Below are 12,726 nucleotides of genomic sequence, written 5' to 3' on the forward strand. Positions count from 1 at the left end.
CTATCTCCAGGCGGATCATCGAAATATCAGTGCCATGCAGACCCGGAACGCGTCCAGTTCGCCGGGTGGCACGCGGGGGGAGGGCCCCGCGCTGCCGCCCATCCCCGCCCCCGGCGGGCCCGTCCGACCCGGAAACGGGGCGCCCCTCTTCGCCGCGCTCGACCTCGGTACGAACAATTGCCGCCTGCTCGTGGCCAGCCCCTCCGGCCCGGCCGGATTTCGGGTGCTGGACAGCTTCAGCCGCATCATCCGGCTCGGCGAGGGGCTAAGCAGCACCGGCGCCCTCTCGGACGCTGCGATGGACCGGGCGGAGGCGGCGCTGGAGGCTTGCGGCCAGAAGCTGGCCCGCCGCCCGGTCCAGGCCGTGCACGCCGTGGCGACGGAGGCCTGCCGCCGCGCCACCAACGGCCCCGGCTTCATGCGTCGTGCCGAGCGGGCGCTCGGCGCCCCCATCCGTGTCATTCCCGCGCGGGAGGAGGCGGAACTGGCGATGGAGTCCTGCTCCCCCCTCTTCAGGCCGGAGGACCGGCGCGCCGTTCTCTTCGACATCGGCGGCGGCTCCACTGAGATTGCCTGGATCCGCACGGACGAGCCCGGCCAGCCCCGGCTGATCGGCACCATCTCGGTTCCCCTCGGCGTCGTGACCCTTGTGGAGCGGGACGGCGCGGCCTGCTTCGGGGGCGCCGGGTTCGAGCGGGTGGTGGATGAGGTAGCGGCGAAGTTCGAAGCCTTCGATTCGGTCCACTGCATCCGCCAGGAGATGCGGGCCGGCGGGGTGCGGCTCATGGGCACCTCCGGCACCGTCACCACCCTTGCCGGCATCGCGCTGGACCTGCCCCGCTACAGCCGCGCCGCGGTGGATGGGCACGAGCTGGCCATGGGTTGCGCCGACCGCGCGCTGGAGGAACTGCGGACCATGGGCCGGGAAGGCTTGGCCGCGCATCCCTGCATCGGGCCGGACCGGGTTGATTTCGTCCTGCCGGGATGCGCCATCTACGCCGCCATCCGCCAGGTCTGGCCGGCCGCCGGCATCACCGTCTGCGATCGCGGCCTGCGCGAAGGGCTGCTGCTGCGGGCGATGCGGGAACGCCGCAAGCCCCGCCGCGGCGCCTGAACGCCCATCCGAGGACCATCCCGTGACCGAATCCCGTGGCAGCGGCGAGCGCAGCCTCTCCACCCGCCTGCGCACCGCCAAGGGCCGCACCACCGCCAGCCAGCTCTGGCTGCAGCGGCAGCTGAACGACCCCTATGTGAAGGCCGCCAAGGCCGCCGGCCTCCGCTCCCGTGCCGCCTTCAAGATCATCGAGCTGGATGAGCGCTTCAAGCTGTTCCGCCCGGGGCAGCGGGTGGTGGATCTCGGTGCTGCGCCGGGGGGGTGGACCCAGGTTGCGGTGAAGCGGGCTGGGGACCGGGGCAAGGTGGTCGCGCTGGACATCCTGCCCATGGACCCGATCCCCGGTGCCATCGTCCTGCAGGGCGACTTCAACGAGGAATCGGCGGAACAGGCGGTGCTGGAGGCATTGGACGGGCCGGCGGACCTGGTGATCTCGGACATCGCGCCGAACACCACCGGCCACAACGCCACGGACCACCTGCGCATCCTGGCCTTGGTGGATCTGGCGGCGCATTTCGCGCGCAAGGTCCTTACCCCCGGCGGGGCCTTCGTGGCGAAGGTGTTCCAGGGCGGCACGGAGCGGGAACTGCTCGCGGCGCTGAAGCGGGACTACGCGACCGTCCGCCATGCCAAGCCCCCGGCCAGCCGGAAGGACAGTTCCGAGATGTACGTCGTCGCCCAGGGATTCCGGGCAAACCGCGGGGAAGTTACGGCAGGGCAGGGTGCCTGACCTCCCCTTGCCCGGTAGGGGCAGCGTCTCGCCATCGTCATGAGCCCAGCCTTGCGGCGCGGGGGCGGGAAAGCGTAGGAGGAATCGCCAAGGCAGCGCCGCCCCGTACGCAGAGGCCCCCGCCAATGGCACCCGACAGCACCCCGCCACGCTTCCTCGCCCGTTTCGAGGAGGCCTACGCCTTCGACGATGTCCTCCTCGTCCCCGGCTACTCCACGGTCCTTCCCGGCCAGGCCGATACCCGGACCCGCATCACGCGGGAGATCCGGCTGAACATACCCCTCGTCGCCGCGGCGATGGACACGGTCACGGAAGGCCCCATGGCGATCGCCATGGCCCAGGCGGGCGGCATCGGGGTGATCCATAAGAACCTGACGATCGAGGAGCAGGCCGCCCAGGTCCGCCGGGTGAAGAAGTTCGAGAGCGGCATGGTGGTGAACCCCGTCACCATCCACCCCGACCAGACCCTGGCCGATGTCCGCGCCTTGCAGGAGCAGCACCGCATCTCCGGCATCCCCGTGGTGGAACCGGAGACGGGCCGCCTGGTGGGCATTGTCACCTCCCGCGACGTGCGCTTCGCGACGGATCCCAACCAGCGCGTCTACGAGTTGATGACGCGGGAAAACCTCGTCACCGTTCCCACCGAGGTCACGCCGGACCGCGCGCGCGCCCTGCTGCACAAGCACCGGATCGAGAAGCTTTTGGTGGTGGACGAGCGCGGCCGCTGCGTCGGCCTCATCACCGTCAAGGACATGGACAAGGCCCAGGCTAATCCCAGCGCGGTGAAGGACGCGATGGGCCGCCTTCGCGTCGCCGCCGCCACCGGCACGGGCGAGGATGGTCGCCGCCGCGCCGAGGCGTTGGTCGCCGCTGAGGCCGACATCATTGTGGTGGACACCGCCCACGGCCACTCCGCCGGCGTGCTGAAGTCCGTGGAGCTGATCAAGCGCCTCTCCAACTCCGTGCAGATCATCGCCGGCAACGTGGCGACGCCAGAGGCCGTCGAGGCGCTGATCGAGGCCGGCGCGGACGGGGTGAAGATCGGCATCGGCCCCGGCTCCATCTGCACCACCAGGATCGTGGCGGGCGTCGGCGTGCCGCAGCTCACGGCGGTGATGGAGTGCGCGGCGGCGGCGAGGGAGCGGGATGTGCCCGCCATTGCCGATGGTGGCATTCGCACCTCGGGCGACATCGCCAAGGCGATCGCGGCCGGCGCGGACTGCGTGATGATGGGCAGTCTGTTCGCCGGGACCGACGAGGCGCCGGGCGAGGTGTTCCTCTACCAGGGCCGCTCCTACAAATCCTATCGCGGCATGGGCAGCCTCGGCGCCATGGCTCGCGGCTCGGCCGACCGTTACTTCCAGGCGGACGTGCAGGACAGCCTGAAGCTGGTGCCGGAGGGGATTGAGGGCCGCATCGGCTACAAGGGCCCGGTGGGGAATGTGGTCCACCAGCTCGTCGGCGGCTTGAAGTCGGCCATGGGCTATACGGGCAACGCCACCATCGGCGAGATGCAATCCAACTGCCGCTTCCGCCGCATCACCGGCGCCGGCTTGCGGGAGAGCCACGTGCACGACGTTGCCATCACCCGTGAGGCCCCGAACTACCGCCAGGAAGGCTGACCGCAGACATCACGGCTCAGGCGCGCCGCATTTTCCGCGGCGCGCCCCTATCTGTGCAGACATGACCCCGCTCGCCCGAATCTCCGCCGCCATCGCCCTGCTGGACGCGCTGGAATCCGCCCCCCGCCGCCCCGCCGACGGGGTGGCCAACGACTTCTTTCGTGCCCGCCGCTTCATCGGCGGCGGCGACCGCCGCGCCATCGCTGACCGCGCCTGGGGCGTGGTGCGGGAGCGGGCACGGCTGGACTGGCACATCGACCGCACCGGCGCCGCGCCGACCGGGCGCCTCCTCATGGCCGCCTACCTCCTCCTCGTTGAGGGCGGCGGGCTGGCCGGGGTGGAGGCGGCCTTCAACGGCGGCCAGTACGCCGAGAGGCCACTCACCCAGGAGGAGCGGCGCTGCCTGACCAAGCTGGAGGGCCAGCCCTTCCTTCACCCCAAGATGGATGAGGCGACGCGCCTGAACCTGCCGGAATGGGCGCTGCCCGGCCTCCGCGTACGGTTCGGTGACAGCCTGCCGGAGGCTGCGGCGGGGCTGGAGGGCTCCGCGCCGCTCGACCTGCGCGTGAACCTCCTCCGTACATCCCGCGACGCCGCCGCTGCCGCCTTGGCGGCGGAGGGTATCCCGACCGAGCCCACCCGCTACTCCCCCTGGGGCCTGCGCGTGGCGGACCGGCGCCCGATCCTGAACACCCGCGTCTTCCAGGACGGGCTGGTGGAGATCCAGGACGAGGGCAGCCAGCTCATCGCCCTGCTGGCCGATGCCAGGCCGGGCATGAAGGTGGCGGATTACTGCGCCGGGGCCGCGGGCAAGACCCTCGCCATGGCCGCCACCATGGGCAACCGTGGCCGGATCGCGGCGCTGGACGTCTCGGTCCCCAGGCTGACGGGCGCGGCCAAGCGCCTGGTCCGCGCGGGGGTGCACAACGCCGAGACCCACCTTCTCGAAGCGGGTGACCGCTGGGTGAAGCGCCGGGCGGCCGGCTTCGACCGGGTGCTCGTGGACGCGCCCTGCACGGGAACCGGGACCTGGCGCCGCAATCCGGACGCGAGGCTCCGGACGACGCAAGAAGATTACGCGGAGCTTATCACGAAACAGCGCGCGATCCTCGATCGTGCCGCGTCCTTGGTGCGCCCCGGCGGAAAGCTGATCTACGCTACCTGCTCGATCCTTCCCGGAGAGGATGAGGAGCAGGTGCGCGACTTCCTCGGCCAGCATTCGGATTTCGACGCCGTGCCCCTGGCGGAAGCCTGGGCCGATGCGGGCATGCAGGGCCCGCCGCCGGGGGAGGGGCCGCACATGGCCCTGGCCCCGCACAGCCATGGCACGGACGGCTTCTTCGCCGCCGTGCTGCGACGCCGCGCCTGACAGCCGCTGCTGACGAGGGCAGGCCATGATGCAGGTGCGGCGTGCCCGGCCAGAGGACGCCCCCGCCATCGGGGCCATCCACCGCGCGTCCTGGCAGGACGCTTATCCCGGAATCCTGCCAGACGCCTATCTGGTCGGGTTGGATGAGCGGCGGATCGCCGCTGGCTATCTCCGCGCCATGCTGGCGAGGCGGGGAGGGGAGGCGGTCTTCGTCGCCTGCGCGGAGGACGGCAAGCCCGTGGGCTTCGCCTCCGCCGGCCGCGCCCGGCGGGAGGGGATCGCGGAGGGTGAGGTCGAGACCCTCTATATCCTGCCGGACTGGCACGACCAGGGAATCGGGCGGCGGCTGATGCGAGCCTCCGCGGCCCATCTCTCGGCCATCGGCTGCTCCTCCGCCATGCTCTGGGTCCTGTCCGGCAACGCGGCAGGCTGGTTCTACCGCCACCTCGGCGGGCGGCCGGTGGGGGTGGAGAACATCCGCGTGGGCGGCCGCGCGGTCGAGCAGACGGCGGTCCTCTGGAACCCGATCGGCCTTCTCCTGGAGGCCACGGCGGCGACGCGGGAGCGGGATGCGCGCGGCGAGGGTTGAAGCCGCCCGCGTTTTATGGTGTTGGCCGCCATGGCCGATACGAATCCCGCTCCTTACGCCAACCAGCCGGGCAGCGAGCGCCACCAGCGCATCCTGATCCTCGACTTCGGCAGCCAGGTGACCCAGCTCATCGCGCGCCGCCTGCGTGAGGAGGGCGTCTACTGCGAGGTCTGGCCCTTCACCGCCGACGAGGCCCGGATCCGCGGCTTCGACCCCATGGGCATCGTCCTCTCCGGCGGCCCGGCCAGCGTGACGGAGGGCGCGAGCCCCCGGGCGCCGCAGGCGGTCTTCGCGATGGGTCTGCCGGTGTTGGGCATCTGCTACGGCCAGCAGACCATGTGCGCCCAGCTCGGCGGCGGGGTGGAGGGCAGCGACCATCGCGAGTTCGGCCGCGCCCATGTGGAGGTGGCCGATGACTGCGACCTCTTCCATGGTGTCTGGGAGAAGGGCTCGCGCGAGCAGGTCTGGATGAGCCATGGCGACCGGGTGACCTCCCTGCCGCCGGGCTTCCGTGCCGTGGCCGTCTCCGAGGGCGCGCCTTTCGCCGCCATCGCCGACGACGCCCGCCATTTCTACGGCGTGCAGTTCCATCCGGAGGTGGTGCACACCCCGCACGGCCACGCCCTGCTGAAGAACTTCGTGCGGAAGATCTGCGGCGCCAAGGGCGACTGGACCATGGGCGCCTTCCGGGCCGAGGAGATCGAGCGCATCCGTGCCAAGGTCGGCAAGGGGCGCGTGATCTGCGGCCTCTCCGGCGGCGTCGATTCCTCCGTGGCGGCCGTGCTGCTGCACGAGGCCATCGGCGACCAGCTCACCTGCATCTACGTCGATCACGGGCTGATGCGGGGCGGGGAGACGGAGCAGGTGCTCTCCACCTTCCGCGACCGCTTCAACATCAAGCTCGTCCACCGGGACGCCAGCGACCTCTTCCTCGGTGCGCTCGCCGGCGTCACGGACCCGGAGGTAAAGCGCAAGACGATCGGCCGCCTGTTCATCGAGGTGTTCGAGGAGGAGCAGGCTAAGATCGGCGGTGCCGACTTCCTGGCCCAGGGCACGCTCTACCCGGACGTGATCGAGAGCGTCTCCGCAACCGGCGGGCCCTCCGTCACCATCAAGTCCCACCACAATGTCGGCGGCCTGCCCGAGGGCATGCGGATGAGGCTGGTGGAGCCGCTGCGCGAGCTGTTCAAGGACGAGGTACGGGCACTCGGCCGCGAGCTCGGCATGCCCGAGGCCATCGTTGGCCGGCACCCCTTCCCGGGTCCGGGCCTGGCCATCCGCATCCCCGGCGAGGTGACGCGGGAGAAGGTGCAGATCCTGCAGAAGGCCGACGCGATCTTCCTGGAGGAGATCCGCGCCGCCGGCCTCTACGATGCCATCTGGCAGGCCTTCGCCGTGCTGCTGCCCGTCCGCACCGTGGGCGTGATGGGCGACGGCCGCACATACGACCAGGCCTGCGCCCTCCGCGCCGTGACGAGCACGGACGGGATGACGGCCGATGTCTATCCCTTCGAGATCGCCTTCCTCACCCGCGTATGCAACCGCATCGTGAACGAGGTCCGCGGCATCAACCGCGTGGCCTATGACGTGACGAGCAAGCCGCCCGGCACGATCGAGTGGGAGTGACGGGCCAGGGCTAGCGCGCCCGCCCCTGGGAAGCGGGGCGGGAAGGCGCCAGAATGGCCATCTGCCCGGCCACGCCCGGGAGATGGAGGTAAACGCCCATGCTCAAGACGATCCTGGCCGCCGGGTTGGCGGCTCTCCTCGCCTTCCCGGCGCTGGCGCAGGCCCCGCCCGACACCGTGGCCGCCATCCGCGCGCGCGGCTCGCTCGTCTGCGGCGTCACGCCCAATTCTGCAGGCTTCGGCACGCCGGACAGCCGTGGCGAGTGGCACGGCATCGACGTGGATTCCTGCCGCGCCATCGCGGTGGCGGTGCTGGGCGATGCGAAGAAGGTGCGCTTCGTGCCGGCCAGCACGGCCCAGCGCTTCACCATGCTTCAGTCCGGTGAGATCGACGTCCTCGCCCGCGTGACCACCTGGAGCATGGCGCGGGAGGGCGCGCTGGGCCTGGCCTTCGCCAGCATCAACGTCTTTGACGGCCAGGGCTTCCTGGTGAAGACCGATGCCGGGATCACCAGCGCACGGCAGCTGGACGGCGCGACCATCTGCCTGCTGCCCGGCACCACCAACGAGCTGAACGTGGCGGACTACTTCCGCACCCACAACATGCGCTTCACCCCCGTGGTGATGGACAGCATCGAGGAGCTGCGCGCGGCCTTCCTCGCCGGCCGCTGCGACAGCTACTCCACCGACGCCTCCGCGCTCGCTTCCTACCGGGCCAGCCAGGGCGCGAACGCCGAGCGCTTCGTCGTGCTGCCCGACATCATCTCGAAGGAGCCGCTCGGCGTCGCCGTCCGTAAGGGCGACTGGCGCTTCTTCGACATGGCGCGCTGGGCCCATTTCGCGATGATCACGGCGGAGGAACTGGGCATCGACAGCCGCAACATTGACACCTATGCCACTAGCACGAACCCGGATATCCAGCGCTTCCTCGGCCGGTCCGGTGACCTGGGGCAGGGGATGGGCATGAGCAACGACTGGGCGGCGCAGATCGTGCGCCAGGTCGGCAACTTCGCCGAGGTCTGGGACCGCAACATGACGCCGCTAGGCATCCAGCGCGGCATCAACGCCCTCTGGACCAAGGGCGGGCTGCAATACGCGCCGCCGCTTCGTTAAGGCTTCCTTGTAGCCCCGGACAGGCCGTGGGGCTGTGGATTGCGGGGATCATGGGGAGGCTTCCGCCTCACAGAAATGTTCTCGTTTGATGACGGGTGAAGGAACGGTTCGCGACTCGCTGAAAATATGCGAGTCGCCCCACGCAACCCGTTCGGCCGTGTCGAAAACAGCACGGCAACTCACCACATATAGCGTTCGTTCTCCCCGGGCCCCGCGATATCTTGTGCGGAGCGCTTCCCAGAGGCATCCTCCTCCGCGGGGGAATTCAGGGGTTTTTTCTAAGATGTTTGATGCCATTCAGCTTGAGGGACACGGTCAGGTTCAGGTCGATCGCTCGCGCGACGCCCTGCTGACGGCGTTCGGCAAGGACACGCTGAGCGACCGTTATCTGATGCCCGGCGAATCGTATCAGGACCTCTTTGCCCGTGTTGCCAGCGCCTATGGCGACGACGCGGCGCATGCCCAGCGAATCTATGACTACATCTCGAAGCTCTGGTTCATGCCGGCGACCCCCGTTCTCTCGAACGGCGGCACCAAGCGCGGCCTGCCCATCTCCTGCTTCCTGAACGAGGCCGATGACAGCCTGGACGACATCGTCGGGCTCTGGAACGAGAACGTGGCCCTTGCCTCCAAGGGCGGCGGCATCGGCTCCTACTGGGGCAACCTCCGTTCTATTGGGGAGAAGGTCGGGCAGAACGGCAAGACCTCCGGCATCATCCCCTTCATCCGGGTGATGGACAGCCTGACGCTGGCGATCTCCCAGGGCTCCCTCCGCCGCGGCTCCGCCGCCGTCTACCTGCCGATCTCCCACCCGGAGATTGAGGAGTTCATCGACATTCGCCGCCCGACCGGTGGCGACCCGAACCGCAAGGCGCTGAACCTCCACCACGGCATTCTGATCCCCGACGCGTTCATGCGCGCCGTGGAGGCCGACGAGGAGTGGGCGCTGACCTCGCCCAAGGACGGCGCGGTGATCCGGAAGATCTCCGCCCGCGGCCTGTGGATCCGCCTGCTGACCGCCCGCATGGAGCAGGGCGAGCCGTACATCATCTACTCGGACCACGTGAACCGGGCGATGCCGGAGCATCACAAGCTGGCCGGGCTCGAGGTGAAGACCTCCAACCTCTGCTCCGAGATTACGCTGCCGACGGGCCGCGACCATCATGGCCGCAACCGCACCGCCGTGTGCTGCCTTTCCTCCCTGAACTGCGAGACCTGGTTCGAGTGGAAGGACGAGCCGCGCTTCATCCCGGACGTGATGCGCTTCCTCGACAACGTGCTGCAGTCCTTCATCGAGACGGCGCCGGACAGCATGGCGAAGGCGAAGTACAGCGCCATGCGCGAGCGCTCGGTCGGCCTCGGCGTGATGGGCTTCCACTCCTTCCTGCAGTCCCAGAACGTGCCGTTTGAGAGCGTGATCGCGAAGGTCTGGAACATCCGGATGTTCAAGCACATCCGCGCCCAGACCGATGCCGCCAGCCGCGAACTGGCCGCCGAGCGCGGGCCCTGCCCGGATGCCGCCGAGTACGGCATCATGGAGCGCTTCTCGAACAAGATCGCCATCGCCCCGACGGCCAGCATCAGCATCATCTGCGGCGGTGCGTCCCCGGGCATCGAGCCGATCGCGGCGAACGTCTACAACCACAAGACGCTCTCCGGCTCTTTCATCGTCCGCAACCCGTACCTTCAGAAGGTGCTGGCGAAGCACGGGCGCGACGATGACGAGACCTGGACCTCCGTCACCGTCACCAAGGGATCGGTGCAGCACCTGGACTTCCTGACCCAGCAGGAGAAGGACGTGTTCAAGACGGCCTTTGAGCTGGACCAGCGCTGGGTGGTGGAGCACGCGGCCGACCGCACGCCCTATATCTGCCAGAGCCAGTCGCTGAACGTCTTCCTGCCCGCCAACATCCACAAGCGGGACCTGCACCAGATCCACTTTATGGCCTGGAAGAAGGGCGTGAAGTCGCTCTACTATTGCCGCTCCCTCTCCATTCAGCGCGCGGACACGATCAGCGAGAAGGTGGCCGTGCAGCCACGGCTGGGCTACGCCGTCAACGACGTGGAAGCGCCGCTGCCGCTGGTGGCGGCGGCCCCGGCCGAAACCACGAACTACGAGGAATGCCTCGCCTGCCAGTGAGGCCTCGCGTCATCTGACGCAACGAGGCGTGATTCGACCGCCGGCAGCCGGCGGTCCCACGCTGCTGCCAATCCGGCGGGGCTAAGCCCCCGCCGAAGCCCATCCCCTGCGCCCCACGCCCACCAGGAAGCCCACCATGCCCGACGGCGTCATCACCCCCGACGAGCTGCCCGTGCAGTTCGACCTCCTCACGGCCAACCCCGTCTACAAGCCCTTCCGCTATCCCTGGGCCTATGAGGCGTGGCTGACCCAGCAGCGCGTGCACTGGCTGCCGGAAGAGGTTCCGATGGCCGATGACGTGAAGGACTGGCAGAAGAACCTCAGCCCCGGCGAGCGCAACCTGCTCACCCAGATCTTCCGCTTCTTCACCCAGGCGGATGTCGAGGTGAACAACTGCTACATGAAGCATTACAGCCAGGTCTTTAAGCCGACCGAAGTGCTGATGATGCTGTCCGCCTTCTCGAACATCGAGACGATCCACATCGCAGCTTACAGCCACCTGCTCGACACGATCGGCATGCCGGAGCTCGAGTACTCGGCCTTCCTCAAGTACAAGGAGATGAAGGACAAGTACGATTACATGCAGAACTTCTCGGTCGAGAACAAGACCGAGATCGCGAAGACGCTCGCCGCCTTTGGCGCCTTCACGGAGGGCCTGCAGCTCTTCGCTTCCTTCGCCATCCTTATGAACTTCCCGCGGCACAACAAGATGAAGGGGATGGGCCAGATCGTCTCCTGGTCCGTGCGCGACGAGACGCTGCACTGCCTTTCCGTCATCCGCCTCTTCCGCACCTTCGTGCAGGAAAATCCGGAGATCTGGACGGAGGAGCTGCGCCGCGACCTCTACCTGATCTGCGCGACGATCGTGGACCACGAGGACGCCTTCATTGACCTCGCCTTCAGCATGGGCGCGGTTCAGGGCCTCGATGCGGCGCAGACGAAGGAGTACATCCGCTTCATCGCCGACCGCCGCCTGCAGCAGCTCGGCCTGGAGCCGCTCTACCACATCGAGAAGAACCCGCTGCCCTGGCTGGACGAGATGCTGAACGCCGTGGAGCACGCGAACTTCTTCGAGAACCGCTCCACTGAGTACTCCCGCGCCTCCACCTTGGGCACCTGGGAGGAAGCCTTTGCCGATCAGGCCTTCAACGGCTCTCCCCAGCCCCAGGGCGAGATCATTCTTGGTGAGCCGGCCCGGCACTGAGTCCCGACAGGCTGCCGGCGGCCTGAATCCGCCGCCGGCACCCTTCACGGTTGTAGCCCGTTTCCGATCCTAAACCGCCCGGTTATGATAGGGTATCTCCTGAAGGGGATTCGGCTGCCCGGTGGGGGCGCTGGCCTTTGGACTGAGAGGCGGCAACGGGCATGGCTGCGGACGAGCCAGACGGACCAAAGCCGGCGGGGCGGGCCCTGTCGGCCCCTCGGCATACTCGCCGTCTGACCGACAAGATCCTTATCGCATTCCATCATGCCTGCGATCAGGGCGATTACGAGGTTGCCGAGGAAATGCTCCGCATCCTCGAGATGATGATCCGCCGCCGGACCGTTGCGCCCGACGCGAACCGGCGCAAGAACATGGAGAGTCTGGTGGCCGCGCACGAGCGCCTCTGGCTGCTTCGTCACCCGGAGAAGGACGTCTAGCGGCCGAAGCTGCAGATCCACTTCTCGGAGCCGGATGTGGACCGGGGAGGGCCTACCCGGGGCTCCCGCCAGCCCAGGTGAGCTCCCCACCGCGCAGGATTGCCTCCGCTTCCCGCGTCCAGCCCGCGCCTTCATGCAGCACCAGCCCCGGCAGCAGGGTGCCGGGCGCACGCGGCGCGCGGCGCGCCCGCAGCAGCACCCGCCCCGCCGCTCTTCCGGCGCGTGGCCAGAGTGGCAGGATTTCCACCCCGCCCAGCCCGGCACCGCGCAGCGCGGCAATACCGTCCTCCAGCCGCCCAGCCGGCAGGATCATCGTCGATCGTCCGCCCCGAGCGAGCGAGGCGCCGAGCAGTGAGGCCCAGCTTCCGAGGCCGATGCCGCCTGCATGGGTGGCGCCCGCCCGGAGCGCCGCGGGCGGCACGGATCCGCCGGGCCAGTAGGGCGGATTGCTCACCGCCGCATCACAGCGCGGCAGGCGGGTCGGGAGAGTGGGGTCAGCGATATCGGCCTCTACCACCTCCACCCGCTCCGACCAGCCGTTCAGCGCCGCATTCTCTCGCGCCATGGCGGCAAGCGCTGGGTCGCGCTCCACCGCCACCGCCCGCGCACCGGGAACCCGCGCCAGCACGCAGAGGAAGATCCCCCCCGGCCCGCAACCGGCATCCAGCACCAGCCCGCCCGGCCGCATTTCCACCGAAGCGGCCAGCATCACGGCGTCCATGCCGGCTCGCAGCCCTTCCGACGGCTGGCGAAGGCGCACCCTCCCGTCGAGGAGGGTATGGA

Annotated in this window: 11 protein-coding genes; 10 read left to right on the forward strand and 1 reads right to left on the reverse strand. The window is 69.0% G+C overall.

What is annotated here, in order from left to right; genetic code table 11:
* Positions 1 to 34: 34 nt before the first annotated feature.
* The 10 genes from J5Y10_RS07805 to J5Y10_RS07850 all read left to right on the forward strand — a co-directional run bounded on the left by J5Y10_RS07805 (position 35) and on the right by J5Y10_RS07850 (position 11,943).
* On the forward strand, positions 35 to 1,114 hold the full coding sequence (locus J5Y10_RS07805) for a Ppx/GppA phosphatase family protein (RefSeq protein ID WP_209372429.1): 1,080 nt from the start codon (positions 35 to 37) through the stop codon (positions 1,112 to 1,114).
* 22 nt (positions 1,115 to 1,136) lie between these two features.
* Positions 1,137 to 1,844, forward strand: coding sequence for an RlmE family RNA methyltransferase (locus tag J5Y10_RS07810; RefSeq protein WP_209372430.1), 708 nt, complete (start codon positions 1,137 to 1,139; stop codon positions 1,842 to 1,844).
* Between the two features lie 125 nt (positions 1,845 to 1,969).
* The gene (gene guaB / locus J5Y10_RS07815) at positions 1,970 to 3,466 is read left to right on the forward strand and encodes an IMP dehydrogenase (RefSeq protein WP_209372431.1); all 1,497 of its coding nucleotides are present in this window, start codon (positions 1,970 to 1,972) and stop codon (positions 3,464 to 3,466) included.
* A 61-nt stretch (positions 3,467 to 3,527) separates the two neighbouring features.
* Positions 3,528 to 4,835: an RsmB/NOP family class I SAM-dependent RNA methyltransferase gene (locus tag J5Y10_RS07820; protein ID WP_209372433.1), complete on the forward strand. Its 1,308-nt coding sequence runs from the start codon at positions 3,528 to 3,530 to the stop codon at positions 4,833 to 4,835.
* Between the two features lie 25 nt (positions 4,836 to 4,860).
* A complete protein-coding gene (locus J5Y10_RS07825; protein WP_209372435.1) occupies positions 4,861 to 5,424 on the forward strand; it encodes a GNAT family N-acetyltransferase in 564 nt (187 codons plus the stop codon).
* Between the two features lie 30 nt (positions 5,425 to 5,454).
* Positions 5,455 to 7,050 carry a glutamine-hydrolyzing GMP synthase gene (gene guaA / locus J5Y10_RS07830; RefSeq protein WP_245214439.1) on the forward strand — a complete coding sequence of 532 codons (1,596 nt, stop codon included), beginning with the start codon at positions 5,455 to 5,457 and terminating at the stop codon, positions 7,048 to 7,050.
* A 98-nt stretch (positions 7,051 to 7,148) separates the two neighbouring features.
* Positions 7,149 to 8,162: an amino acid ABC transporter substrate-binding protein gene (locus J5Y10_RS07835; RefSeq protein ID WP_209372439.1), complete on the forward strand. Its 1,014-nt coding sequence runs from the start codon at positions 7,149 to 7,151 to the stop codon at positions 8,160 to 8,162.
* 283 nt (positions 8,163 to 8,445) lie between these two features.
* Entirely contained in the window at positions 8,446 to 10,302 is a 1,857-nt protein-coding gene (locus J5Y10_RS07840) for a ribonucleoside-diphosphate reductase subunit alpha (protein WP_209372440.1), read from the forward strand.
* 136 nt (positions 10,303 to 10,438) lie between these two features.
* Positions 10,439 to 11,506 (forward strand): ribonucleotide-diphosphate reductase subunit beta, encoded by a 1,068-nt coding sequence (locus J5Y10_RS07845; protein ID WP_209372442.1) that lies wholly within the window; start codon positions 10,439 to 10,441, stop codon positions 11,504 to 11,506.
* A gap of 161 nt (positions 11,507 to 11,667) precedes the next feature.
* Entirely contained in the window at positions 11,668 to 11,943 is a 276-nt protein-coding gene (locus tag J5Y10_RS07850) for a hypothetical protein (protein ID WP_209372444.1), read from the forward strand.
* A gap of 52 nt (positions 11,944 to 11,995) precedes the next feature.
* Here J5Y10_RS07850 and J5Y10_RS07855 read toward each other — a convergent pair whose 3' ends face one another.
* Positions 11,996 to 12,664: a tRNA1(Val) (adenine(37)-N6)-methyltransferase gene (locus J5Y10_RS07855; RefSeq protein WP_209372446.1), complete on the reverse strand. Its 669-nt coding sequence runs from the start codon at positions 12,662 to 12,664 to the stop codon at positions 11,996 to 11,998.
* Positions 12,665 to 12,726 lie beyond the last annotated feature (62 nt).

It is taken from the genome of Roseomonas indoligenes (assembly GCF_017813365.1).
GTDB classification, from domain to species: Bacteria; Pseudomonadota; Alphaproteobacteria; order Acetobacterales; family Acetobacteraceae; genus Roseomonas; species Roseomonas indoligenes.